The sequence below is a fragment of the Bizionia sediminis genome (assembly GCF_042684585.1).
Lineage (GTDB): Bacteria > Bacteroidota > Bacteroidia > Flavobacteriales > Flavobacteriaceae > Algorimicrobium > Algorimicrobium sediminis.
In genome coordinates, this window is sequence record NZ_JBHULS010000001.1 from 99,205 (window position 1) to 123,074 (window position 23,870).

Annotated in this window: 24 protein-coding genes; 13 read left to right on the forward strand and 11 right to left on the reverse strand. The window is 37.0% G+C overall.

Going from position 1 to position 23,870, the window contains the following annotated elements:
* Together ACFSQP_RS00385 and ACFSQP_RS00390 are read left to right on the forward strand one after the other, a co-directional pair.
* Nucleotides 1-966, forward strand: coding sequence for a DUF3078 domain-containing protein (locus ACFSQP_RS00385; protein ID WP_376890960.1), 966 nt, complete (start codon nucleotides 1-3; stop codon nucleotides 964-966).
* 173 nt (nucleotides 967-1,139) lie between these two features.
* Nucleotides 1,140-3,698, forward strand: coding sequence for an adenosylcobalamin-dependent ribonucleoside-diphosphate reductase (locus tag ACFSQP_RS00390; protein WP_376890961.1), 2,559 nt, complete (start codon nucleotides 1,140-1,142; stop codon nucleotides 3,696-3,698).
* Between the two features lie 191 nt (nucleotides 3,699-3,889).
* Here ACFSQP_RS00390 and ACFSQP_RS00395 read toward each other — a convergent pair whose 3' ends face one another.
* Entirely contained in the window at nucleotides 3,890-4,549 is a 660-nt protein-coding gene (locus ACFSQP_RS00395; protein WP_376890963.1) for an ATP-binding cassette domain-containing protein, read from the reverse strand.
* Nucleotides 4,546-4,833, reverse strand: a complete 288-nt coding sequence (locus ACFSQP_RS00400) for a hypothetical protein (RefSeq protein ID WP_376890965.1) — start codon at nucleotides 4,831-4,833, stop codon at nucleotides 4,546-4,548. The genes ACFSQP_RS00395 and ACFSQP_RS00400 overlap by 4 nt, the downstream gene beginning before the upstream one ends.
* A 105-nt stretch (nucleotides 4,834-4,938) precedes the next feature.
* Between ACFSQP_RS00400 and prfA the strand changes: the two genes are divergently transcribed.
* From prfA to ACFSQP_RS00415, 3 genes are read left to right on the forward strand one after another with little or no spacing between them, the layout of a single operon-like run.
* Entirely contained in the window at nucleotides 4,939-6,015 is a 1,077-nt protein-coding gene (gene prfA, locus ACFSQP_RS00405; protein ID WP_376890967.1) for a peptide chain release factor 1, read from the forward strand.
* Between the two features lie 37 nt (nucleotides 6,016-6,052).
* Nucleotides 6,053-6,874, forward strand: a complete 822-nt coding sequence (pyrF, locus tag ACFSQP_RS00410) for an orotidine-5'-phosphate decarboxylase (RefSeq protein WP_376890968.1) — start codon at nucleotides 6,053-6,055, stop codon at nucleotides 6,872-6,874.
* A complete protein-coding gene (locus tag ACFSQP_RS00415) occupies nucleotides 6,864-7,661 on the forward strand; it encodes an ABC transporter substrate-binding protein (RefSeq protein WP_376890970.1) in 798 nt (265 codons plus the stop codon). The genes pyrF and ACFSQP_RS00415 overlap by 11 nt, the downstream gene beginning before the upstream one ends.
* Here the strand turns inward: ACFSQP_RS00415 and ACFSQP_RS00420 are convergent.
* From ACFSQP_RS00420 to ACFSQP_RS00440, 5 genes are all read right to left on the reverse strand, one after another.
* Nucleotides 7,624-7,836 (reverse strand): hypothetical protein, encoded by a 213-nt coding sequence (locus ACFSQP_RS00420; protein ID WP_376890971.1) that lies wholly within the window; start codon nucleotides 7,834-7,836, stop codon nucleotides 7,624-7,626. The two genes, ACFSQP_RS00415 and ACFSQP_RS00420, sit on opposite strands and share 38 nt — an antisense overlap.
* A gap of 71 nt (nucleotides 7,837-7,907) precedes the next feature.
* On the reverse strand, nucleotides 7,908-8,111 hold the full coding sequence (locus ACFSQP_RS00425; protein ID WP_376890972.1) for a Lacal_2735 family protein: 204 nt from the start codon (nucleotides 8,109-8,111) through the stop codon (nucleotides 7,908-7,910).
* Nucleotides 8,112-8,253: 142 nt separating this feature from the next.
* On the reverse strand, nucleotides 8,254-9,000 hold the full coding sequence (locus ACFSQP_RS00430; RefSeq protein WP_376890973.1) for a DUF4197 domain-containing protein: 747 nt from the start codon (nucleotides 8,998-9,000) through the stop codon (nucleotides 8,254-8,256).
* A gap of 19 nt (nucleotides 9,001-9,019) precedes the next feature.
* Nucleotides 9,020-9,418, reverse strand: coding sequence for a response regulator (locus ACFSQP_RS00435; RefSeq protein WP_376890975.1), 399 nt, complete (start codon nucleotides 9,416-9,418; stop codon nucleotides 9,020-9,022).
* Between the two features lies 1 nt (nucleotide 9,419).
* Nucleotides 9,420-10,997 carry a sensor histidine kinase gene (locus tag ACFSQP_RS00440; RefSeq protein ID WP_376890977.1) on the reverse strand — a complete coding sequence of 526 codons (1,578 nt, stop codon included), beginning with the start codon at nucleotides 10,995-10,997 and terminating at the stop codon, nucleotides 9,420-9,422.
* Between the two features lie 301 nt (nucleotides 10,998-11,298).
* Here ACFSQP_RS00440 and ACFSQP_RS00445 point away from each other — a divergent pair, with 301 nt between their 5' ends.
* Both ACFSQP_RS00445 and ACFSQP_RS00450 read left to right on the forward strand, forming a co-directional pair.
* Complete coding sequence (locus tag ACFSQP_RS00445; RefSeq protein WP_376890979.1) at nucleotides 11,299-14,748, forward strand: methylmalonyl-CoA mutase family protein; 3,450 nt, start codon at nucleotides 11,299-11,301, stop codon at nucleotides 14,746-14,748.
* A gap of 139 nt (nucleotides 14,749-14,887) precedes the next feature.
* Nucleotides 14,888-15,499, forward strand: coding sequence for a DEAD/DEAH box helicase (locus ACFSQP_RS00450; RefSeq protein ID WP_376890980.1), 612 nt, complete (start codon nucleotides 14,888-14,890; stop codon nucleotides 15,497-15,499).
* 6 nt (nucleotides 15,500-15,505) lie between these two features.
* Here the strand turns inward: ACFSQP_RS00450 and ACFSQP_RS00455 are convergent, their stop codons facing one another.
* Nucleotides 15,506-15,901 (reverse strand): hypothetical protein, encoded by a 396-nt coding sequence (locus ACFSQP_RS00455; protein ID WP_376890981.1) that lies wholly within the window; start codon nucleotides 15,899-15,901, stop codon nucleotides 15,506-15,508.
* Between the two features lie 117 nt (nucleotides 15,902-16,018).
* Here ACFSQP_RS00455 and ACFSQP_RS00460 point away from each other — a divergent pair, with 117 nt between their 5' ends.
* Complete coding sequence (locus ACFSQP_RS00460; RefSeq protein ID WP_376890983.1) at nucleotides 16,019-16,471, forward strand: Lrp/AsnC family transcriptional regulator; 453 nt, start codon at nucleotides 16,019-16,021, stop codon at nucleotides 16,469-16,471.
* A gap of 192 nt (nucleotides 16,472-16,663) precedes the next feature.
* Nucleotides 16,664-17,266: a DUF1684 domain-containing protein gene (locus ACFSQP_RS00465; RefSeq protein ID WP_376890984.1), complete on the forward strand. Its 603-nt coding sequence runs from the start codon at nucleotides 16,664-16,666 to the stop codon at nucleotides 17,264-17,266.
* Nucleotides 17,267-17,269: 3 nt separating this feature from the next.
* Here the strand turns inward: ACFSQP_RS00465 and crcB are convergent, their stop codons facing one another.
* Entirely contained in the window at nucleotides 17,270-17,635 is a 366-nt protein-coding gene (crcB, locus tag ACFSQP_RS00470; protein WP_376890986.1) for a fluoride efflux transporter CrcB, read from the reverse strand.
* Nucleotides 17,636-17,641: 6 nt separating this feature from the next.
* Nucleotides 17,642-18,661, reverse strand: coding sequence for a transcription activator effector-binding protein (locus ACFSQP_RS00475; protein WP_376890989.1), 1,020 nt, complete (start codon nucleotides 18,659-18,661; stop codon nucleotides 17,642-17,644).
* Between the two features lie 87 nt (nucleotides 18,662-18,748).
* On the opposite strand from ACFSQP_RS00475, the gene ACFSQP_RS00480 reads away from it, so the two are divergent.
* Nucleotides 18,749-20,797 carry a dipeptidyl-peptidase 3 family protein gene (locus ACFSQP_RS00480; protein WP_376890990.1) on the forward strand — a complete coding sequence of 683 codons (2,049 nt, stop codon included), beginning with the start codon at nucleotides 18,749-18,751 and terminating at the stop codon, nucleotides 20,795-20,797.
* 515 nt (nucleotides 20,798-21,312) lie between these two features.
* A complete protein-coding gene (locus ACFSQP_RS00485) occupies nucleotides 21,313-21,711 on the forward strand; it encodes a pyrophosphohydrolase domain-containing protein (protein WP_376890992.1) in 399 nt (132 codons plus the stop codon).
* A 20-nt stretch (nucleotides 21,712-21,731) separates the two neighbouring features.
* On the opposite strand, the gene ACFSQP_RS00490 is transcribed toward ACFSQP_RS00485, so the two are convergent.
* On the reverse strand, nucleotides 21,732-22,802 hold the full coding sequence (locus tag ACFSQP_RS00490; RefSeq protein ID WP_376890994.1) for a branched-chain amino acid aminotransferase: 1,071 nt from the start codon (nucleotides 22,800-22,802) through the stop codon (nucleotides 21,732-21,734).
* 109 nt (nucleotides 22,803-22,911) lie between these two features.
* On the opposite strand from ACFSQP_RS00490, the gene ACFSQP_RS00495 reads away from it, so the two are divergent.
* Both ACFSQP_RS00495 and ACFSQP_RS00500 read left to right on the forward strand, forming a co-directional pair.
* On the forward strand, nucleotides 22,912-23,418 hold the full coding sequence (locus ACFSQP_RS00495; RefSeq protein WP_376890996.1) for a DUF4920 domain-containing protein: 507 nt from the start codon (nucleotides 22,912-22,914) through the stop codon (nucleotides 23,416-23,418).
* Complete coding sequence (locus ACFSQP_RS00500; protein ID WP_376890998.1) at nucleotides 23,418-23,864, forward strand: hypothetical protein; 447 nt, start codon at nucleotides 23,418-23,420, stop codon at nucleotides 23,862-23,864. The genes ACFSQP_RS00495 and ACFSQP_RS00500 overlap by 1 nt, the downstream gene beginning before the upstream one ends.
* The last annotated feature ends 6 nt before the right edge of the window (nucleotides 23,865-23,870 follow it).

The following is a 23,870-nucleotide window of genomic DNA, read 5'->3' on the forward strand; positions in this document are numbered from 1 at the left end:
TTGACAGTTTTTTTTAGTGTATTTTTTGTTTTTACTCAAAATGGTTTTGCGCAACCTGATTCGTTGTTTTTTAAGCCAGCAGAAAATTTTAATGCACCGGTTTGGTCCAATTCCAATACAGCGGGGCTGGATATAAACGAGGTCGCGTTTGTTAACTGGAATTCGGGTGGTAGTAATTCTATTTCTGGTTTGGTTAGTATTGCCAGCGATTTGCGCTACAAATACCGAAATTTTATTTGGGATAGCAATTTGGCGGCTCGCTATGGTTTAAACAAGCAAGAGGAGCAGGAATTTAGAAAAACAGACGATTTGCTTGAAATAAAATCTAGTTTGGGGTTTCGGAAAAATAAACTTACAAATTGGTATTATTCGGCTAGATTTAGTTTTAAAACACAGTTTGCTAACGGGTATAATTATCCCAACAGAGATAATCCGATATCCAAATTTATGGCGCCAGGTTATTTGTTTTTAGGGGGCGGTATTGAATATGGAAAAAATATCGATAAATTTTCTACTTACTTTTCTCCAGCAACGCTTAAAACAACCTTTGTTTTTGATGAGGCTTTATCCAACGCAGGATCCTTTGGTGTTATGCCTGCGGAATATGATGCAGAGGGTAATTTGGTACGTTCGGGAGAGCGCGTTAGGAAGGAATTAGGTATGCTACTTACAAGTACTTATGAAACAGCCTTGTTTGATAATGTGTCCCTTCGTAATTTTATGAGTTTTTACACCGACTATATAAACGATTTTGGAAACGTGGATGTAGACTGGGAGATAGTATTCGACTTTAAAGTTAATAACTTTATAAAAGCCACACTTGGCTCGCATATTAAATATGATAACGACATCAAAATAAAAGAAGAAATTACCAACTCCGAAACTCAAGAAACCGAACTCGTTGAACTGGGAGCGCGGGTGCAATGGAAGCAGTTGTTAGGTGTAGGTGTGGTTTATGAGTTTTAAATAAATAAAAATTATTTGTTAACTTTTGGTTGTTAACAAATATATAAATAATTGGTTTTTAGTTAATTAAAAATATTAGCTGAAAACTTTTTATTTTTTATAGTGGTTTAAATAGAAAAAAATTACGTTCTTTACTAAACAAATAATTTCACCAATTTAAACCATCTTCCACTATGGCAACACAGGTTAAAACAGTTAGCAGTGCTAAAACCTACACGCAAGAAGAGGCTTTTGAGGCTTCTGTACAATATTTTAAGGGCGACGATCTTGCAGCACGCGTTTGGATTAATAAATATGCATTAAAAGATTCAGAAGGCAATTTGTACGAGCGAACGCCGCACGATATGCATGTGCGTATTGCTAAAGAAATAGCACGTATTGAAAGTCGCTATCCAAATCCTATGTCTGAACAAGACGTTTTGGCTTTAATAAAAAACTTTACATACATTGTGCCTCAAGGCAGCCCCATGGCTGGCATAGGGAATCCGCATCAAACAGCTTCCTTGTCTAATTGTTTTGTAATTGGTAATGCTGGAAGTTCAGACTCCTATGGCGGTATCATGAAAATAGATCAGGAGCAAGTGCAGCTTATGAAACGCCGTGGCGGTGTTGGTCACGATTTGTCTCATATCCGACCAAAAGGATCGCCTGTTAAAAACTCGGCATTAACCTCTACGGGTATTGTGCCTTTTATGGAGCGTTACTCCAATTCTACCCGCGAGGTGGCGCAGGATGGGCGTCGTGGCGCCTTAATGCTTTCGGTGTCTATTAACCATCCAGATTCTGAAGATTTTATTGATGCCAAGCTTGAACAAGGTAAGGTTACTGGCGCTAATGTATCGGTACGAATAGACGATGCTTTTATGCATGCAGTAAAAAACAATACAACCTATACCCAAAAATATCCTGTATTTAGTGCGCAGCCTAAAGTATCTAAAACTATAGACGCTAACGGTATTTGGAAGAAAATTGTACACAATGCTTGGAAATCTGCCGAGCCGGGGATTCTGTTTTGGGATACTATTATAAACGAATCTGTTCCGGATTGTTATGCTGATTTAGGGTACACGACAGTCTCAACAAATCCGTGTGGCGAAATTCCACTTTGTCCCTACGATTCCTGCCGATTGCTGGCAATTAATTTGTTGTCCTACGTAAACAACCCATTTACGAAACAAGCATCTTTTGATTTCGACTTGTTTAAAAAACACGCTGTGGCAGCACAACGTATTATGGACGATATTATCGATTTGGAGTTGGAAAAAATAGACGCCATTTTAGCAAAAATAGATGCCGATCCGGAGCAAGCCGATATAAAAGCAACCGAGCGTAATTTATGGGTTAACATACGTAAAAAAGCAGAAGAGGGCAGACGCACGGGAATTGGTATTACAGCAGAAGGCGATATGCTAGCAGCCCTAGGTATTCAATATGGTAGCGAGGCTGGAAATGCATTTTCTGTAGAAGTTCATAAAACACTGGCTTTAGAAACTTACAGAGCGTCTGTGCAAGCAGCTAAAGAACGCGGAGCTTTTGCTATTTTCGATTCGGAACGCGAAAAGAATAATCCGTTTATTTTAAGATTAAAGGAGGTCGACGAAAAATTGTATTTTGACATGCTAGAGCACGGTCGCCGCAATATTGCGCTGCTTACAATTGCGCCTACTGGAACAACCAGTTTAATGACGCAAACGTCCTCCGGGATTGAGCCCGTATTTATGCCTGTTTACAAGCGCAGACGTAAAGTAAATCCTAACGATAAGCAAGCGCGTGTAGATTTTGTGGATGAGGTAGGCGATTCCTGGGAAGAATATGTTGTTTTTCATCACCGTTTTAAGCAGTGGATGGATGTAAATGGCATCGATTCAACTAAAAATTTCACCCAAGAGGAATTGGATGCGCTTATAAAACAATCGCCATACTACAAAGCAACATCCAACGATGTAGATTGGTTAAGTAAGGTGTCCATGCAAGGAGCTGTTCAAAAATGGGTAGACCACTCTATTTCTGTAACTATTAATTTGCCTAACGATGTTAGCGAAGAATTGGTAGGAGAGCTTTATTTAAAAGCCTGGGAAGTTGGCTGTAAGGGCGTAACCGTATATCGCGATGGTTCGCGATCTGGTGTTTTAATTTCTAACGATGATAAAAAAGAAACCGACCAAGCAGATACATTAACTAATTTCCCGGTAAAACGACCACAAATTTTGGAGGCAGACGTGGTGCGCTTCCAAAATAAAAAAGAAAAATGGATTGCCTTTATTGGGTTAATAGACGGAAAACCGTACGAAATATTCACCGGTTTGTCGGACGACGAGGATGGTATTCTAATTCCGCGATGGGTAGAAAACGGCCTAATTATTAAAAATAAAAATGAAGACGGGACGTCTCGTTACGATTTTCAGTACGAAAATAAACGCGGCTATAAAACCACTATCGAAGGTTTATCGCATAAATTTAATCCAGAATTTTGGAACTATGCCAAACTAATTTCAAGTACCTTACGACACGGTATGCCAATAGATAATATTGTAGAACTAATAAATAGTTTACAACTAGATTCCGAGTCTATTAATACCTGGAAAAACGGTGTGGGTAGAGCACTTAAACGTTATGTAGCCGATGGTACAAAAGCCAAAGGGTATACTTGTACAAATTGTAAATCTGAAAATTTAATTTATCAAGAAGGCTGCCTAACTTGTAAGGATTGTGGCTCCTCTAAATGCGGGTAATACGGTTTTAAACTAATACCGAAAAGCTTTCCAAATTCCCGAAAGGATTCCGTTTAGCAAAAGGTTTTTAAAATGTTGCACCACACAGCAGCTTTTGAAGTCTTGGCAAAACCTAATAATCTTTCGTGTTTTTGGAGGGCTTTTTTGTTGAGATAACTTGCAGTAATGAGTTTATTAAGTTTTATAACAGCTTATAACATATTACTAGTAATATAATTTTGGTTTTCCAGTTCCTCCAAATTGGAAACCAGTTTGGTGTGTCCGTTTTTAATTAGGTATAGCCTGTCGCTTATGTCAATAATATCCCTAAATAAATGGTCTGTAATAATAATTATTTTATGCGCTTTTTCTTGGTTAATGAGCTGTTTAATACGTGCCACATAAACCGGAGCGATATGCGAGAAGGGTTCGTCTAGGAGCACTACCTTGCACCTACTCATTAAAATTAAGTACAGTTCAATAATACGACGTTCCCCACCTGAAAGATGCCGAAAAGAAACCTGCTTATATTTTTCAAATGTCGGGAAATGAGTAATAAATTCCAGCCAAGATATCTTAAAAAAATGAAAAGCGCGTTGCAGCTTCAGGTTGTTTGGTGTTGCGGAGAATTGCGGTAAGTAGCGCACCATGTTTGTTTGGTAAAGCGGTTTTGTAATGGGCTTGTTGTTTAAACGAATAAGTTTATATTTTGGTAGCAAGGATCCAAAAATGATGTTTAAAATACAGCTTTTTCCGCAGCCATTTCGGCCTAATATTCCTGTAACTTGGCCAGTTTGTGCCTTTAAATATACACCATTTAAAATGCATTTACGGTTGAAGTAAAGTTCTACATTATCTAATTCTAATGTCATAAAAAGCTATTTAGAATAATGGAAATTAATAAGGTAACCATTAAGTCGAACAAAAACATAGCACCAAAAAGTTGTCCTGCTGTAATGCCTAAATTTTTATAAAAAATGAACTGACGCTTCAAGGTAGTTTCGGTAAACGTGTACCATAAAAAGCCAATTAAAACGAATTTAGAAATACAAATAACAACTAATTCCGATCCCAGACTTTTTAAGATAATTGTAATTAAAACGGACCAAAATAAATAGGGTTTATAAAATTGAAATAAAGCAGCTAGTTGATGCATAGATGTAATTTACAAAAAAATAGATGAATAATTTTTAAAGTGACACGCAAAAAATATTACAATTCATAAATTATCGTATTTTTACGGAACAATTGAAAAAACTAGATGTTAGATAAATTACAAATTATAAAACAGCGTTTTGATGAGGTTAGCGATTTAATAATCCAACCAGATATTATATCCGACCAAAAACGCTACGTAGCTTTAAATAAAGAGTATAAAGATTTACGCCTGCTAATGGATAAGCGGGAAGCCTACGTTGAATTAACAGATAACCTAAAAGAAGCCGAAGAAATTCTTGAGGATGGTAGCGATCCAGAAATGGTGGAAATGGCCAAAATGCAATATGAAGAGGCTAAAGAAGGTATTCCGAAGTTAGAGGAAGAAATTAAATTTTTGCTTATACCAAAAGACCCTCAAGATTCTAAAAATGCGGTTGTGGAATTGCGTGCGGGAACAGGTGGCGATGAGGCAAGTATTTTTGCAGGCGATTTGTTTCGTATGTATTCAAAATACTGCGAAAGTAAAGGTTGGAAAGTCGATACCGTAGATTATAGCGAAGGTACCAATGGTGGCTTTAAGGAAATTCAGTTTGAAGTATCAGGTGAAGATGTTTATGGTACTTTAAAATTTGAGGCCGGTGTACACCGTGTGCAACGCGTACCTCAAACGGAAACCCAAGGACGTGTTCATACCAGTGCCGCTACGGTTATGGTTTTTCCAGAAGCAGAAGAGTTTGATGTAGAGATAAACCCCAAAGATGTCCGTATCGATTTTTTCTGTTCATCGGGTCCGGGTGGTCAATCGGTAAACACAACCTATTCTGCGGTACGATTAACGCACATACCAACTGGCTTGGTGGCACAATGTCAGGATCAAAAATCGCAGCATAAAAACAAGGAAAAAGCGTTTAAAGTACTGCGGTCGCGCTTATACGATTTGGAGTTGGCAAAAAAAATGGAAGAAGATGCCGCGCTACGTGGTAGTATGGTTACCTCGGGCGATAGAAGTGCTAAAATTAGAACCTACAATTACCCACAAGGACGGGTAACAGATCATAGAATTGGTTTAACGCTTTACGATCTGTCGAATATTGTAAACGGTGATATTCAAAGAATTATAGATGAATTAATGCTAGCCGAAAATACACAGAAACTGAAGGCTAGCGATGAACATATTTAAAAATGAAAGCCTCTAGTAATGGAGGTTTTTTTATGCCATGACAACACAAGAACTAACCCAGCAAATTTTAAAAAAACAATCTTTTTTGTGCATTGGTTTGGATGTGGATATACATAAAATTCCAAAACATTTACTCCAAGAATCCGATCCTATTTTTGCATTTAATAAAGCCATTATAGACGCGACCCACCATTTGTGCGTTGCCTACAAACCAAATACAGCATTTTATGAGGCTTACGGTTTAAAAGGTTGGCAGGCCTTAGAGAAAACAATTAACTACCTCAATGAAAACCATCCAGATATTTTTACCATCGCCGATGCTAAACGTGGTGATATTGGAAATACGAGTAGCATGTATGCCAAAGCTTTTTTTGAAGATTTGGCTTTCGATAGTGTTACGGTAGCACCTTACATGGGAAAGGATTCGGTTGAACCATTTTTGGCGTTTAAAAATAAACACACCATACTATTGGCTTTAACATCTAATGAAGGTGCTTTCGATTTTCAAACAAAGCAAGTAGCAGGTGTGGAGTTGTATAAACAAGTGCTAGAAACTTCGAAAACCTGGGCGCATTCCGAAAATTTGATGTATGTTGTTGGGGCAACTAAAGCCGACTATTTTGCCGAAATTCGGAAAATAATTCCTAATAATTTTTTACTGGTTCCAGGTGTTGGTGCCCAGGGTGGCAAGTTAAAAGATGTTTGTAAATATGGTATGGCTGCAAATGTGGGCTTGCTTGTAAACTCTTCTCGGGGAATTATTTATGCTTCCAATACGGCCAATTTTGCGGAGGCAGCAGCACAGAAAGCTCGTGAAATGCAACAGGAAATGTCTTATATTTTAAAACATGTGGATTAAGGACCAGTTGTACCGGGAGTGCTATTTTAGTAGTACGCCAAAACGCATAGTATGCCTAGTGCCTAGTATTACCGAATTAATTTGCGATTTGGGTTTGGAATCGGCTTTAGTAGGTGTTACCAAATTTTGTGTGCATCCGCAACATATAAGGAAACAAACAACGGTTGTTGGCGGTACAAAACAGGTGCATTATCATAAAATTCGCGATTTAAATCCGGACATCATTTTGTGTAATAAAGAGGAAAATACGCAAGAAATGATTGCGGAATTAGAAGCGATAGCACCTGTACATATTAGTGATATTAATACTATAGCCAACTGCATTGAACTTATACGCATGTATGGGCAAGTGTTTAATTGCGCGCCCCGAGCCGAACAACTTGCGGAAAAAATAGCAACTGCCAAAACAGATTTTGAAAAATTTACAAAAACACTACCAACAAGGGAAGTGGCTTACTTTATTTGGAAAGATCCTTGGATGCTGGCCGCTAATAATACCTTTATACATTACATGTTAGAGCTAAATAAGTTTACGAACGCATTTGCTCATAAAAAAAGGTACCCCGAACTAGCCCCTAACACGGTATATGCTCATGTGGATTTTGTATTCTTGTCCAGCGAACCGTATCCGTTTAAGGATTTGCACAAGGATTTAATACATCCTCAATTTCCCAATGCACACGTAGAATTAATAGATGGCGAAATGTTTTCTTGGTATGGCAGCCGATTATTACTAGCTTTTAGCTATTTTAAAAAATTACATAACTTCGTTTTGAGGCCAAAATAAGATCTTTTATACTGTCTATTTCAGATTTCAAAAGTGTGTCTACATCGCGACTAGTCATAGGCGATTTTGGTGTATTTTGTGCGTAAACGGCATGTGTGTCGTGTATAGCCTTAAGGTTTAAAAGATCTTTTAAACTAACTTTTGTTTTTCCAATTTTACAGAATTGCGTTTCCATATATTCTTTTTTAAATATATACGGAAACCACTAGTTTATAGATGCTTATAAACGTTAAATATTAGCTAAAACTATAGCTGTTTGGCAGTTTGTGGAGACTCTCTGTTTAAATAAGATAGCTTATTTAATTTGTTTAAAACTTTTACTGCTTTAAATGCTGAAATATCGCTTTGGGCAGAATCGGTTTGTCTTAAATTGTAGGCTTGCTCCACAAGTTCTCGATAACGTGCTTGCAGCATGTCTTGTGATTGCTTAAGATTGAAGGTTTTTTTCATTGTTACTGGTACTTAAAATAAATGTATTTATTTTTTTCGAGAAATACCAACAAAAAATTAAATTTTTATTACTGAAATTGTTAAGTTTTTGTAAAAAATAAATTTTTAAAACATGTTTGTTGTAAAAACTAAAATTAGGTATTTAATCTTGTAGTGCAAAAACCTGTTTTAAAATAGTGGTTGTTCTTGATTTGTAGCTTGTTCTTATAGCATTTTCTTCAATAGCAATCATTTTATAAACACCTTTTAAGGCTTCCTCGGTAACATAGTCTGTTAAATTAGGATTGACATCGCTTGTAAATGGTAAATCATTGTAGGTTTCAATTATAGACGTCCAAATAGTGTTGGCCCCCACATTATTAAATGAATTATTTATGACCGGGTGAAATTGTTGGTATAAAGGAGCTTTTGTTTTTTGTGCTAAATACTGGGTGGCGGCATCGTTATTGCCAAGTAAAATAGCTTTGGCATCGGCAAAAGTTATTTCTTTTACCGCTTCAATAAAAATGGGTGTAGCTGTTTTTACAGCATCTTCGGCGGCTCGGTTAAGTAGTTTTAGGCCTTCATCGGCTAAATTACTTAAGCCCACATTTCGTAGGGCTTTATCTACTTTTTGAAGTTCTTCTGGAAGTAAAATTTTAACCAAATCGTTTTTATAAAAACCGTCCTCTTGCATTAAAGAGCTTACCTGTTGGTCTATACCCTGATTTAAAGCTTGGCGTAAGCCCATGGCAATATCGGCATTGGATAGTTGTGGTGCGTTTTCAGGTAAATTATCTACAACTTGTTGCAGCTCGGCACAGCTAGTTAAGCAGACTATAATGGTAACAATAAGGCTACGTTGTAAAAGCGTTAGGTGTTTTTTTGTTTTGGCTAATAAATAAATCATGTTTTGGTTTTTTTATGGGTTAACTATTGTGTTTTTGAAGCAACCCCTGAAGTGATGCCGCATTTATTGGTTTTACAAGAAACCCGTGAACGCTTTGACTGCGCATGGCGTCGTTATAATCCTTATCGTCCACAGATGAGGTTACAATATAAATTTGGGGTTGGTAAAGGTGTTCAATTTTTAATTGCTGTAACTGCTTTAAAAAGTCCCACCCATCCATAATGGGCATGTTTAAATCAAGAAACAAGGTTTTTGGTAACTGGGCAATGTTATTGATATGATGTTTTATAAAATCGAAAATTTCTTGACCATTTTCAAAAACTAAAATATCGTCAGTTAAAAAACCTAGCTTTTGTAAATGCATGCTGGTAACCTTTCTAAAAATGAGGTTGTCATCAATTATGGCAATTTTATTCATATCAGGACTTAATTTCTATTACAAAAGCGGTTCCTTTTTGGGCTGTGCTGTACACCTTAATTTTACCGTTTAATCTGGATACATACAATTTAACAAAAAACAAACCATATCCGTTATGGCTCCGACTATTATGATGAAACCGTTTGCCTTTTTTAAAAATATCCGCTCTGTTTACCTTGTTGCTAATGCCGATACCATTATCTTGGAAAATAATTTTATAACATCCATTAACGCGATAGGCAGAAATTTTAACCACCAAAGGTTCCGTGTTTTTTCTAAATTTAAACGCGTTGGTAAAAAGATTTTCTAAAATATTATTAATATGTACTTTGGGTAAAACAGGATCAGATGCTATGTCTAGTTCCAATGCCATGTCCGTTGGTTTTAACGCGGCTAGTTTGTTAAGCGTATACTGAATACTTTCTGAAAGCGTCATTTCTGGCTTTTTTTGTGTGTACTCCGTATTTATGAATTTATGGTAATTAATAAGCGAATTTATACCGTGATTTAACCGCTGAATGGCAGAGTCGTACATGCCAAATAGCTGATTGTGTGCAATAGCTTTTTCTTTTGATTGGTAATCGGTTACTTTTTGTAATTCACCTAATGCTACTATAGGCTCGCGAAGACTGTGCGATGTAATGGAGGCAAAATCTTCTAAATAGCTTTTTTTCTTATTTAGAACCCCATTTAATTTACGAAGTTTTTTATTTAAGTTGGTTAATTCGCTATTTTTTAAAATTAATAGCTCCGCTCTTTCATTTCTTTCTATGGAGTACTTTATAAAATTAGAGAAATATAAAAACATATTAATTAAGGAGGAAACGCTTAAAAATAAAATAATAATTAAGGCGCTATCCAATACGCTTAAATAGTTAAAATGTGTCAGAATTGAAGTGAATGTTATAAGTACAATGGGGGTTAAAAAAAATAGCGGATAATACAAATACGGGTGTGTTTCTTGAGGGGTTACGTTCTGTAATTGGAGTTTGTCTACAATTTTAACCAGTTTAAACTCGAACATAGATATGGCGTGAATAAAAAACAAAATAGAGGTATTCCAGCTCAAGGTTTCAAAGCCTTTGTAGGTGTTTAGTTGGCCAACTTCTAATAGATATGAGAATACAGAAAATGAGGCTAGAATATAGAGACTTCCGTTAAAAAGTAAAAATAGTTGTCTTTTTGGTTTAACACTTAAAAAATAAAAACCCAAAAAACTGAAAACAAACATTATTATTGTAGCAGGAGAACTTAATGCCCAATAATAGGACGTTTCCAAATTAAATACGGAAAAAACCAGTTCCAAGCCCTGGATAAAAAGCCCTAAAGCAAGTACATAGTGAATAATTTTTTTATTCTTCAAAAAGTAAAGCGCTCCCAAAACAATAAAACTAATACTTGTTATTATTTTCATGGTTGCCAATGGGTTTACGCTATACCCTGTAAATATAGAATTTGTGTTACCTGCCAACCATGCATAAACATTGGCTAATGAGGCTACTAAAATAACTACAGCTGTTAGTTTAAACGAAAACAACAGTCTGTTTACAGCCTTAAAATTAAATAAAGAATTTGCCATGTGTGCTTAATAGGGATAATGCATTGGGAAGGTTTGGTTAATAACTAGCTTGTTAAAGTTAGTATTTATTTTTTAATAAGGTCATGTGCAACGCGTGCAAAATTAATATTCGTTGCTAAAAAAAGACCTTTTACCACATTTAAATGAAAATTAGGCGGACTAAACAGGTTGTTAAAAATAAAATAATACCATTTTAATGCTCTGTTTTAAGTAGCTTATAGGTCTTTTAGATATTATACTAATAGGGCTGTATTTTACCTAATAATGTGTAAATTTGTGCTTCAAAAAAAATAAAATAAGCATGCAAGCTACAACGCCATACACTCCAAAACACAAAGTAAGAATTGTAACCGCGGCCTCCTTATTTGACGGCCATGACGCCTCTATAAACATTATGCGGCGTATTATTCAAGCCACCGGCGTGGAAGTTATCCATTTGGGCCATGACCGAAGCGTAGAAGAAGTGGTAAACACAGCTATTCAAGAAGACGCTAACGCTATTTGTTTAACCTCCTATCAAGGCGGTCATAACGAGTATTTTAAATACATGTTCGATTTATTAGCCGAAAAAGGAGCGGGACATATTAAAATTTTTGGCGGCGGTGGCGGTGTTATTTTGCCATCGGAAATTAAAGAGCTAATGGACTATGGCATTACGCGCATTTATTCGCCAGACGATGGTCGTGAAATGGGTTTACAAGGAATGATTAACGACTTGGTAGAAAAATCCGATTTTCCTAGTCCAAAATTAATCTTACCAGAAAATAAAAATGTAGCAGAATTATTACAGGAACAGGATGTAAATACCATTGCCCGTTTAATTTCGTTTGCCGAAAATGATCACGATGCTTTTGAAACGCATTTTGCTTCTATTGCTGCCAATAATAAAAATGCCTGTCCTGTTTTAGGTATTACCGGTACCGGAGGATCAGGTAAATCGTCATTAGTAGATGAGTTAGTACGTCGCTTTTTAGCAGATTTTCCAGACAAAAAAGTAGCCTTGGTGTCGGTCGATCCGTCTAAGCGCAAAACTGGCGGAGCTTTGCTGGGCGATAGGATTCGCATGAATGCCATTAATAATTCGCGTGTTTACATGCGTAGTTTGGCCACGCGCCAATCTAATTTAGCACTTTCAAAATATGTGCATGAGGCGGTACAAGTTTTGCAAGCATCTGGTTACGATTTAATTATTTTAGAAACCTCCGGTATTGGTCAGTCGGATACCGAAATTATAGAACATTCCGATGTTTCTTTGTATGTAATGACGCCAGAGTTTGGTGCCGCAACGCAATTAGAAAAAATTGATATGCTGGATTTTGCCGATTTAGTAGCCATCAATAAATTTGATAAACGAGGCGCTTTAGATGCGCTTCGCGATGTGAAAAAACAGTACATGCGTAACAATAATTTATGGGATACACCCCAGGACCAATTGCCTGTGTACGGTACCATAGCATCGCAGTTTAACGATCCTGGTATGAATACCTTGTACAAGGCTATTATGGATACATTGGTGGAAAAAGCTCAAGCAGTTCTAAAATCTACATTCCATATTTCTAATGAAATGAGCGAAAAGATTTTTGTTATTCCACCATCCCGAACTAGGTACTTATCGGAAATTGCCGAAACCAACAGAGCTTACGATAAAACCGTAACACAACAAGTAGCCGTAGCGCAAAAACTGTATGGTATTTACAAAACAATCTGCTCGGTTACAGATGTTAAAACCGATGCTGATGAAAAATCGTTTATAGGAAAATTGCAGTTGGATGTGGATGCTATAATGTCCTACGCGAAAAATGAGCAAGACCGCATGTTTTTAGGATTGCTTATAAAAGAATTCGACAGAGTTAAACTAGATTTAAATCCATATAACTGGGAAATTATTGTAGGCTGGGATGCGAAAGTAAACAAGTACAAAAATCCGGTATATGCCTTTAAAGTACGCGATAAAGAAATTAAAATTGAAACCCACACGGAATCATTATCACATACGCAAATTCCAAAGGTAGCGCTGCCTAAATATCAGGCTTGGGGCGATATTTTGAGGTGGACCTTACAAGAAAATGTGCCGGGCGAGTTTCCATACACATCTGGTTTGTATCCGTTTAAGCGAACAGGCGAAGATCCCGCCAGAATGTTTGCAGGCGAAGGTGGGCCAGAACGCACCAATAGACGTTTTCATTACGTAAGTGCCGGGTTACCTGCCAAACGTTTGTCTACGGCCTTCGATAGTGTTACGCTTTATGGAAATGATCCAGACCTACGTCCAGATATTTATGGTAAAATTGGAAATGCAGGGGTGTCTATCTGCTGTTTGGACGATGCCAAAAAACTGTATTCAGGCTTTAATTTGGCTGATGTCATGACCTCCGTGAGTATGACAATTAATGGGCCAGCACCTATGCTGCTAGCTTTTTTCATGAATGCGGCCATTGACCAACAATGTGAAATTTACATTAAAGAGCACGGTTTAGAGGCAGAGGTGGAAGCTAAAATTGCCAAACTATACAAAAACAAAGAACGACCTAAATACCACGGCGAACTGCCAGAGGGCAATAATGGTTTAGGTCTGATGCTTTTGGGCGTGACTGGCGATTTGGTGTTGCCTGCAGATGTGTATGCAGAAATTAAGAAAAATACCATTGCACAAGTAAGAGGAACCGTTCAAGCCGATATTTTAAAAGAAGACCAAGCACAAAATACCTGTATTTTTTCAACGGAATTTGCACTGCGCTTAATGGGCGATGTACAAGAGTATTTTATTGAAAATAACGTGCGTAACTTTTACTCGGTTTCCATTTCGGGTTATCATATTGCCGAAGCAGGAGCCAATCCTATTACACAGTTAGCTTTAACATTATCCAACGGCTTTACTTATGTGGAGTATTATTTAAGCCGCGGAATGGATATCAATAAATTCGGTCCTAATTTATCCTTTTTCTTCTCCAATGGTATCGATCCAGAGTATGCTGTAATAGGTCGTGTGGCTAGAAAAATTTGGGCAAAAGCCATGAAACATAAATATGGTGCCAACCCACGCGCGCAAATGCTTAAGTACCACATCCAAACGTCTGGACGTAGTTTGCATGCTCAAGAAATAGATTTTAACGATATTAGAACCACGCTTCAAGCACTTTACGCCATTTACGACAATTGCAACTCGTTGCATACCAATGCCTACGACGAGGCCATTACAACACCAACCGAGGAGTCTGTACGCCGCGCCATGGCTATCCAATTAATAATTAATAAGGAATTAGGTTTAGCTAAAAATGAAAATCCATTACAAGGTTCTTTCATTATAGAAGAATTAACAGATTTAGTTGAAGAGGCAGTGCTATTGGAGTTTGAAAGAATTACCGAGCGTGGTGGTGTGTTAGGTGCTATGGAAACCATGTACCAACGAAGCAAAATTCAAGAAGAGAGTTTGTACTACGAAACGTTAAAACACAATGGCGAATTCCCAATAATAGGCGTAAACACGTTTTTAAGTTCTAAAGGGTCGCCTACCGTGCAACCAGCTGAAGTAATACGGGCTACCGAAACCGAAAAACAAAATCAAATAAAAACCTTGAAAAATCTGCATGAAGCCACAGATACAAGTAATCTGTTGAAAAACCTTCAAACAAAGGCTGTTCAAAATGAAAATATCTTTGAAGCCCTCATGGATGTTTGTAAGGTGTGTAGTTTAGGTGAAATTACCAATGCTTTATTTGAAGTGGGTGGCCAATATAGGCGAAATATGTAGCCATTTTAGCGGCACTAAACGCTTAAAAAAAACGATAAAAGAGTCCTGTATTCGGGGCTCTTTTGTTTTTGTGCCCTCCAGCTATTGTAGGAACAACGTAATCTGTTTGTTTCAGAATAATAAACTAAACCAATTAAAAATGTCTTTTAAAAAACTACACCCCTTACTTAAAGAGGCCCTTGTTGCACAGGATATGCACGCGGCAATGCCATTGCAAAAAACCTTACTGCCTAAATTAAAATCGGGCATAAATATGTATGTTGTGGCTAAATCCGGAACGGGCAAAACTACTGCTTTAGTATTGGCAACAGTACATAAATTACAGGCACAAGCCAAAGGCGATTCGCCAAGGGCGTTAATTATGGTAAAGGATAAGGAAAGCGGATTGGCATTGAAACAGACTTTTGAACGGTTTACCGCTAACACAGATTTACGTATTTATTGTGTACATGATACTAGCTCCATCGAAAAACAAAAAGACGACATTTATGTGGGAACTGATATAATTATTGCCACCCCAAAACGATTGAACAAATTGTATTTTATAAACGGAATTCATTTGGGAGAACTACAAATATTGGCACTGGACGATGCGCATCTTATTTTGCAAGCTAATTTTCAAAACGATGTGCTACGTGTTTCCGATAGCTTAAAAAAGTGCCAGTACCTTATTTTTACGGAAGTGCTTTCAGCTAAATTAAAAAGTTTGGAACATAGCATGATGCATCATGCCGAATTGGTTGTTGGGTAAACTAGTTTATAAAGTTAGAGTCCACGTGTGTTGCAACTGCTTAAACTTTTTAAGTTCGCTGCGTAACAGCGGTAAATAATCTTTACCATTACTATTGCACTGCTCCAAACGTTTAATCGTTTTGTTTAATAAGCGTGTTAATCGTTTTACCGTAGCAATATGTTTGTACTTTTTATCGGAAAAGCGCGCCTCTTCTGCTTTAGCTATTTCGGGAGCTAACGAAACCGACTGTTGTATAATATCGCCTGAAAAATAAATGTACGCATTTTCCGAACCATCCGCTTGTAAATGCGCTAAATCCTGATGTAAGTAGTTTGAAATACTATGCGAAAGCGACATAATATCAATAGCCTTTTGATAAATAGGCGACTGAAATAAACTGGAAGCGATTGGGGTTTTCATATATCCATTGCAATTTTATCAAAAATAGCTACAAGTTTGGATTTATTAACTTGTTTATTAAAGTAAAAGCGTATATTTACTTTAAAATTTAAGTAATATTTATTATTTTTCTTTAAAATGAGTATAGATGCTTTAAACTGGAAAATACTAACCTGTTTGCAACAAAATGCCCAGATGTCCAATGCCGAAATTGGTAGGCAAGTAGGTATCAGTTCGCCTGCCGTTTCCGAACGCATTAAAAAAATGGAAGATGCTGGTGTTATTCAAAATTATCATACCACAGTTTCGCCTTTGGAGGCTGGTTACCAATTAAAAGCACTCATTACCATTCGTGCTTTTATGGGCATGTTAAAACCTTTTTTAGAAAAGGTGAAAACCTACGATGAGGTGCTAAACTGCTACCGCATTACAGGTAATGAGAATATTGTTATGGAGGTTGTTTTAAAAAATCAGAAACACCTAGAGGCTTTTATAGACCAATTAATAGTTTATGGCGAAACCAAAACTCAAATTATACTTTCGCACGTGGTAAAGCACAATGCGGTAAAACCGTTAAAAACGTCTTCTTAGTAAGGGGTATCTTTTGGTTTTGTTTTGGCAGTTGCCAAAGTAGTGTATTAAAGGTTACCTTGGTTAATGGTTTACTTTTTTATTAGCGCAGCAATTCTTGTAGGTAGGATTATTTTTATGCAATAGTTAGCGTTCACATACCTGCAAAATATGAATAAATTGTATTTTTGAATTTCAATAAAAAAAGGAGTCATGAAAATAGTAATTGCTTTATGCTTACTAGTTAGTATTGTGAGTTGCCAAAAAAAGGAACCGCTTTTGGGCGATACAGATTGGCAGCGACAAAAAAATGCCGATTTTAAGGATGCTAGTAAATCACCGTTAAAAAAGAAAGATCTTAAAAATTTTAAAACCCTAGATTTTTTTCCAGTGGATTCTTCTTTCATTGTTCAGGCCGTTTTGACCAGAACACCAGATTCTACCTGGTTTTCAATGCCTACTACTACCGATCGTGTTAGTAAAGAACGCGTGTATGGTATGCTATCTTTTTCTTTGCAGGAACAAAATTTTGAATTAGCAGTTTACCAAGGCGAAGAAACCATGGCACAAGAAGGTATGGAAGACTATCTATTTTTACCTTTTATTGACGATACAAATGGCGAAACAACTTATGGCGGTGGTAGATATTTGGATTTACGCATTCCGGAAGGCAATACCATGCTTATCAATTTTAACGAAGCTTATAATCCTTATTGTGTATATAACGAAACGTATTCCTGTCCTCTCGTACCACAGCAAAACACCCTAAATGTTGCTGTTACTGCTGGTGAAAAAAACTTTATCCCTGCAGAGTAGCACTTATTTGGCAATATAAACACCCAGCAGAACAGCTAAAAAGCCCACTATAAACGTGCCCAAAGTATAAATGGCTAGGCTTATAAGGTCGCCAGATTTTAAAAATAAATGGTTTTCATAGGCAAATGCCGAGAAGGTTGTAAACCCTCCACAAAATCCGGTGGCCAATAAAATAACGTACTGGTTACTAAATTCCGGGTTTTTTGCTGCAAAGCCTAATATGAATCCAATGAGTAAACTACCAAGTATGTTTACTAAAAATGTGCCATAGGGCAAGCTGTGTTCTAATCCGTTTAAGTGCTTACTTATTAAAAAACGAAGCACGCTGCCTGAACCACCTCCAATAAAAACTAAAAACACCTGTTTCATAAAGGCTTAATTAATGGCTGTATAGAGTTCTGTTTTCCAGTTTGCAGGGTTTGCTACCTTATTAGGGTCTGTTAGGTATACTTCTAACATGGGGCCTTCGGGAGTCGCCTGTAAGTTGTATTGGTTTATATAATCATCGTTAGCGTTACGGGCTTCTGCTAAATTATTGGTGTGGCCGTAAAGTGTCGTTTTTACTGCACGAAACGGAATTAATTGTCCGGTTAAAATGTCGCTTTCTGTAGTATTTATAGGGTTGGTGGTAGGTATAGCGCAGGAAAAGGTTACGGCATTATTAAGCGTATCCCAATTATGGTATATTACAAAAGGCGCCCCAGCCGTAGTTATGTTGTTATTTTGTACATAGGCTTTTAAGCGTGGCATTACTTTATGTATAGTTGTTTGAAGATCGGTTATTTTACTGGCTGTAGTACTGTACAGGTAAAAGCCACCGCCATAGGTGGTAATGCCGTTTACTTCTATATTGTATACAGCCATGGCGCTTATAACACTAGTGTTTAAGTTTTCTAAAGTGGTTTCTAACTGCTGTCCGTAAATTTTTTCGAAACCACCATTTACAAGGGCTTTTGCTTTTTCAAAAAAGCTTAAGCTAGAATCCGCAAGACTTATAGATACGGTGCTTTCCATTCTGTTGGTTTCACTAATATTCCAAGTAACAGTTTGGGCCCTTTTAGTAGGAAGTTTTAGTATTTGTTTCAGATTTTTATGAGGTGTGGTTTGTTCCATTTCTAAAAAACCTGTTTCTTGCTTATCACTCCAATAAATGGCTACAGGCTGTGCACTTATAGAGTCTATTTTAGAAAACTGCGCGTTACTTTCAGGGTTTAGCCAAGGGAGCCAATTAGAATATGTAGACAGGTCTGAAATATGGGTGTAAATAACTTCGGAAGGTGCCAAAATAGTTTGAGTTCTTCTTATGTCGTAATCATTTGGTTGCACAGCAATATAGATGGATCCACCTATACATAAAATAAGAATTAAGAATAACAGATATTGTAAAGCTTTCATTGTAAATTTAGTTAATAATCAAAGATAAACAATTTTAGTCGTTCATAATAAATGTTACATTTGTGTTACTTATAAAAATGCATATCCATGAAATTTAAAAAATTAATCACCATGGCGCTAATAGTGCCTATTTTTTACGCTTGTAATAACACAAAAAAAGAAGCTGAAGAAACAAACAATACCGAGATTGCCGAAGTAGCTACGCAACCATTCGATTTTAATGTGGAACAATTTGCGGACATTAAAATTTTACGCTATCAAATTCCTGGCTGGGACCAATTAAGCTTAAAGGAACAAACCTTGGTGTATTACCTAGGTCAGGCTGGTTTAGCTGGTCGCGATATAATTTGGGATCAGAATTACCGCCACAATTTAAGTATCCGAAAAGCTTTAGAGGCGGTGTATACAAATTACAATGGCGATAAAACTTCAGCAGATTGGCAAGCTTTTGAAACCTATTTAAAACGCGTGTGGTTTAGCAATGGTATTCATCACCATTATTCCAACGATAAATTAAAACCTGAATTTTCAAAAGCATATTTACAACAATTGTTGTCAGAAACTAAAACGGATTTAGATGAGCAGATTTTAGATGTGTTATTTAATGATCAAGATACCAAAAAGGTAAATCAAGCTAAAGATGTGGACAATGTGTTGCTTTCGGCGGTTAATTTTTATGGCCCCAATGTTACTAATGCCGATGTAGAAGCTTTTTATAAAACTAAAAAGTCACCAAATCCAGAAAAACCGCTGTCATTTGGTATTAATTCGAAATTAATAAAAGAAAATGGCCAGATAATAGAACAAGTATATAAGTCGGGTGGCTTATACGGTTCTGCAATCGATGAGGTTGTAAAATGGTTAGAAAAAGCACAGGGTGTGGCAGAAAACAAAGCACAAGCAGATGCCATTGGCTTGTTAATTTCGTATTACAAAACAGGCGATTTACAAACATGGGATGACTATAATGTTGCTTGGACGGCTGCCACAGAAGGCAATATAGATTACATAAATAGCTTTATTGAAGTCTATAACGATCCACTTGGCTATACAGGTAGTTTTGAATCTATTGTTCAAATTAAAGATTTCGACATGTCTGAAAAAATGGCCGTTTTAGCCGAAAATGCCCAGTGGTTTGAAGATAATTCGCCTTTAATAGAAGCGCACAAAAAGAAAAATGTTGTGGGTGTTTCGTATAAGGTTGTTAATGTGGCATCCGAGGCTGGCGACGCCTCTCCAAGTACGCCTATAGGTGTAAACTTACCAAATGCCAACTGGATTCGTGCGGCAGTAGGTTCTAAATCTGTATCGCTCGGAAACATTATTCATGCCTACAATAATGCAGGTAGCACCGGCCGTTTAAAAGAATTTGCTCATGATGCAGAGGAAGTGGCTTTGGAAGAACAGTACGGACAAGTTGCAGATAAATTACACACCGCCTTGCATGAGGTTATTGGGCATGCTTCTGGACAACTAAACCCTGGTGTGGGCGAAACGAAAGAAACGCTAAAAAATTATGCCTCTACATTGGAGGAAGGTCGTGCCGATTTAGTAGGATTGTACTTTCTTTACAATCCTAAATTACAAGAATTGGGTTTAATAGACGATTGGAAATCTTTAGGAAAAGCGGCCTACGACGGTTACATCAGAAATGGTTTAATGACGCAATTAATACGCTTACAATTAGGGGACGATGTAGAAGAGGCCCACATGCGAAACAGACAATGGGTTAGCGCCTGGGTTTTTGAAAAAGGACAAGAAAATCAGGTTATAGAAAAGGTAAAACGCGATGGAAAAACTTATTTTAACATAACCGACTACGATAAATTACACGCTTTGTTTGGCGAATTACTGCGCGAAACACAGCGTATTAAATCTGAAGGCGATTTTGAAGCGGCGCAAGCGTTAGTAGAAGGCTATGGTGTAAAAGTAGATCAGGAGATTCACGCAGAAGTATTGGAGCGCAACGCACAATTTAATGCGGCGCCATACAGTGGTTTTGTAAATCCGGTTTTAGTGCCAGAAATGGACGCTAATGGCGTTATTACAAAAATTACTATTAAGCAACCAGAAACCTTTGCCGAACAAATGCTTATGTACAGTAAAACGTATAATTTTCTGCCAGAAGTAAATTAAAACAACTAAAAGTTAGTAATGTAAAGCCTCAACAAATAGTTGGGGCTTTATTAGTTAAAAAACGAATACATTTAATGTTGGTTCTGTAAATTGGTTATTGAAACAACCATTTTATAGAGGCAATAAACAGAATGAAACCTATAAATGCTAACAACACCCATAAGGTACCTTTGTAGTGCTTTCTGTGAAGTACGATATCTTTACGATAGGCGTAAATTAAAACAAAAATAAAAGCTATTGTAAATAACCCGGTAAAAATTAATTGACCTCTACTAAACATAACGCATATTTTTTGCGAATTTACGAAAACAAACCCATTTTAATTATTCTTTTAATCATATAATCCTGCTAATGGGTAAAATTGCTGGTCTGGAACCGGCATAAGCACAATTTTTGTTCTTCTTGAAATTTGTATTTTTATACATTTTAGCGAAAACACGATGTGTGCGCTAACTAGAAGCTACCATGTTATGCAGGAGTTGCAATAGCAATATAAAACAATAAACAACATACCTATGAAACATAAAATTAACGCAGTAAAAGCTTTTCATGAGGCCTTTAAATTAGGATACAATACGCAGCCAACAGCAAGTTTGGGTGCCGATAAAAACATGTTGCGCTACAAATTAATGCGCGAAGAAAATGAGGAGTATTTTCAAGCTGCCTCTGATAACGATTTAGTGGCAGTAGCCGATGCCTTGGGCGATATGCTTTATGTGTTATGCGGCACCATAATTGCGCACGGATTACAGGATAAAATAGATGCGGTATTTAATGAAATACAACAAAGTAATATGAGTAAGCTGGGTGCTAATGGCCAACCAATTTACAGGGCAGATGGCAAAGTGTTAAAAGGTCCTAATTACTGCAAGCCCAATGTTAAAGCGGTACTTGAAATAAAAAAGCAGCCTTAAAAGACTGCTTTGCTTTAAAATTATTTTACTTCATAACGCCATCCGTGTTTATCTTCAGATAGGTTATGTTGGATATCTAATAATTGTTTTTTAAGTCTTAAAGCATATGAATTCTCGGTATCTGGAATTTCAAATACTTCGCCGCCGTGTTCAAAAGCCGAAATCGGACTAATAACAGCTGCTGTTCCTGCGCCAAATATTTCTTTTAAACTACCGTTTGTAGCCGCTTCTTTAATTTCACTTACGGTAACGCGACGCACTTCTACAGGTATGTTACTATCTTCTGCCAATTGGATAACACTCTTTCTAGTTATACCATCTAATATTCTGTCGCTAATAGGCGCTGTTAACAAGGTATCGTTAACTCTAAAGAAAATATTCATGGTGCCGGCTTCTTCCAAAAACTCATGTGTTTTGGCATCGGTCCAAATTATTTGTTGGTAACCGCGTTTTTGTGCCAAGCCTGTAGGGTAAAATTGCGCTGCATAGTTACCAGCCGCTTTGGCATACCCTACGCCGCCATCAGCAGATCGGCTATATTTTTCGGAAAAAAGAACTCTAATTTTGCTGGTGTAGTACGCTTTAGCTGGCGAACAGATAATCATAAACCTATAAGCTTCCGATGGAGCTGCCGCAATAGCTGGGTCTATAGCAAACATAAATGGTCTTACGTAAAGTGAATTCCCAACACCAGGTTTAATCCAATCCTTATCCATTTTCATTAGGGTAGTTAGGCCTTCCATAAAATATTCTTTCGGGAATTCTGGCATAGCCAAACGGGCAGCCGAAATATTTATGCGTCTGTGGTTGTCCTCTGGTCTAAATAAAAAAGCGTTTCCATTGTCGTCCTTATACGCCTTCATACCTTCAAATACAGCCTGACCATAATGTAAGGCACGGGCAGAAGGCTCCAAAGTCATTGGCTGGTAAGGTACTATTTTTGGCTGCTGCCAAGCACCGTCAATAAAATCGCAGTAAAACATATGATCGGTAAACTTGCGGCCAAAGTTAATATTATCAAAATCAACGTCGTTAATTTTTGTTTTTGCTATTTTTTCTATGGCTAGTTCCGAGTACTTTTGATCCGTCATGTGTATTCATTTTAATGTTTTGCGAAAATACTCATTTTTACGCTGATAAAAAATTAAACTTGTCTTAAAAAAAATTGTACTTTTGACAGTAATTTATAAACCCAAGAAAATGAAAAATATACTCTTTGCGGCATCAATTTTACTTTTTATGGTATCCTGCAACAACAGCGAAAAATCGCAAGCGGTAGAAGTATCTGATGCAAGCAATATTGTTTATGTGCCTTTTGGTGAAGAAATTAAAGCCGATAGTGCTTTGAGCGCTGCAGAAATAAGTTTGCAGTACCAGAATATGAAACCTGGCGATACGCTTAAAACAAAGGTTATGGCTAAAGTAAATAGCGTGTGTCAAGCCAAAGGCTGTTGGATGCGATTGGATTTAGAGAATGATGAGGAAGTGATGGTGAAGTTTAAAGACTATGGTTTTTTTATGCCAAAAAATATAGCAGACAAAGAAGTTATTATAAACGGTAAGGCGTATATCACGGAAGTATCTGTAGATGAACTGCGTCATTACGCCGAAGATGCCGGAAAATCTACCGACGAAATAGCAGCCATTACCGAACCAAAACGAACACTTTCATTTGAAGCAGATGGCGTGTTATTAATAGAAGAGTAATGAAAATAATGTCTAGCTGTTTCGGCTTGTTATTATTGGTAATGAGTTGTCAGAACGCCGAACAGGAGCAACCTGCTGCCATAGAAAATTCAGAAAAAATAGTTTACGACATGTACCAACCTTCTGAAATGGCAAACCTTATGAATGCTATGTATGCACACAACGAAACGGTAAAAGAGGCGATATTAGCGGGTGAGGATATTGGTCAATTCCCGATGGATTTTTTAGAAATTCATACAGCAGAATTATCGGAATTTAAATACAGAAATGAAACATTTCAAAGTTTTTCCCAATTATTTATTCTAGCCCAAAAAGAGCTCTACAATCCGGATGCAGAAACCTCCCAAGTTAGTAGGTTTAACAATGTTGTAAATTTGTGCATTGCATGCCACCAAACAGAATGCACAGGACCTATTTCCAGAATAAAAAAACTACACATTAAATAAGGTTTT

Excerpts from the sequence above, each read along its gene's own strand:
- ACFSQP_RS00400 (WP_376890965.1), bottom strand. The coding sequence starts at position 4,833 with ATGCATCAACTAGCTGCTTTATTTCAATTTTATAAACCCTATTTATTT.
- ACFSQP_RS00465 (WP_376890984.1), top strand. The coding sequence starts at position 16,664 with ATGAAAATAGTAATTGCTTTATGCTTACTAGTTAGTATTGTGAGTTGC.
- ACFSQP_RS00425 (WP_376890972.1), bottom strand. The coding sequence starts at position 8,111 with ATGAAAAAAACCTTCAATCTTAAGCAATCACAAGACATGCTGCAAGCA.
- ACFSQP_RS00500 (WP_376890998.1), top strand. The coding sequence starts at position 23,418 with ATGAAAATAATGTCTAGCTGTTTCGGCTTGTTATTATTGGTAATGAGT.
- ACFSQP_RS00430 (WP_376890973.1), bottom strand. The coding sequence starts at position 9,000 with ATGATTTATTTATTAGCCAAAACAAAAAAACACCTAACGCTTTTACAA.
- ACFSQP_RS00460 (WP_376890983.1), top strand. The coding sequence starts at position 16,019 with ATGAGTATAGATGCTTTAAACTGGAAAATACTAACCTGTTTGCAACAA.
- ACFSQP_RS00475 (WP_376890989.1), bottom strand. The coding sequence starts at position 18,661 with ATGAAAGCTTTACAATATCTGTTATTCTTAATTCTTATTTTATGTATA.
- ACFSQP_RS00395 (WP_376890963.1), bottom strand. The coding sequence starts at position 4,549 with ATGACATTAGAATTAGATAATGTAGAACTTTACTTCAACCGTAAATGC.
- ACFSQP_RS00440 (WP_376890977.1), bottom strand. The coding sequence starts at position 10,997 with ATGGCAAATTCTTTATTTAATTTTAAGGCTGTAAACAGACTGTTGTTT.
- ACFSQP_RS00390 (WP_376890961.1), top strand. The coding sequence starts at position 1,140 with ATGGCAACACAGGTTAAAACAGTTAGCAGTGCTAAAACCTACACGCAA.
- ACFSQP_RS00420 (WP_376890971.1), bottom strand. The coding sequence starts at position 7,836 with ATGGAAACGCAATTCTGTAAAATTGGAAAAACAAAAGTTAGTTTAAAA.
- ACFSQP_RS00485 (WP_376890992.1), top strand. The coding sequence starts at position 21,313 with ATGAAACATAAAATTAACGCAGTAAAAGCTTTTCATGAGGCCTTTAAA.
- ACFSQP_RS00495 (WP_376890996.1), top strand. The coding sequence starts at position 22,912 with ATGAAAAATATACTCTTTGCGGCATCAATTTTACTTTTTATGGTATCC.
- prfA (WP_376890967.1), top strand. The coding sequence starts at position 4,939 with ATGTTAGATAAATTACAAATTATAAAACAGCGTTTTGATGAGGTTAGC.
- ACFSQP_RS00455 (WP_376890981.1), bottom strand. The coding sequence starts at position 15,901 with ATGAAAACCCCAATCGCTTCCAGTTTATTTCAGTCGCCTATTTATCAA.
- ACFSQP_RS00490 (WP_376890994.1), bottom strand. The coding sequence starts at position 22,802 with ATGACGGATCAAAAGTACTCGGAACTAGCCATAGAAAAAATAGCAAAA.
- crcB (WP_376890986.1), bottom strand. The coding sequence starts at position 17,635 with ATGAAACAGGTGTTTTTAGTTTTTATTGGAGGTGGTTCAGGCAGCGTG.
- ACFSQP_RS00415 (WP_376890970.1), top strand. The coding sequence starts at position 6,864 with ATGTGGATTAAGGACCAGTTGTACCGGGAGTGCTATTTTAGTAGTACG.
- ACFSQP_RS00480 (WP_376890990.1), top strand. The coding sequence starts at position 18,749 with ATGAAATTTAAAAAATTAATCACCATGGCGCTAATAGTGCCTATTTTT.
- ACFSQP_RS00445 (WP_376890979.1), top strand. The coding sequence starts at position 11,299 with ATGCAAGCTACAACGCCATACACTCCAAAACACAAAGTAAGAATTGTA.
- ACFSQP_RS00435 (WP_376890975.1), bottom strand. The coding sequence starts at position 9,418 with ATGAATAAAATTGCCATAATTGATGACAACCTCATTTTTAGAAAGGTT.
- ACFSQP_RS00450 (WP_376890980.1), top strand. The coding sequence starts at position 14,888 with ATGTCTTTTAAAAAACTACACCCCTTACTTAAAGAGGCCCTTGTTGCA.
- pyrF (WP_376890968.1), top strand. The coding sequence starts at position 6,053 with ATGACAACACAAGAACTAACCCAGCAAATTTTAAAAAAACAATCTTTT.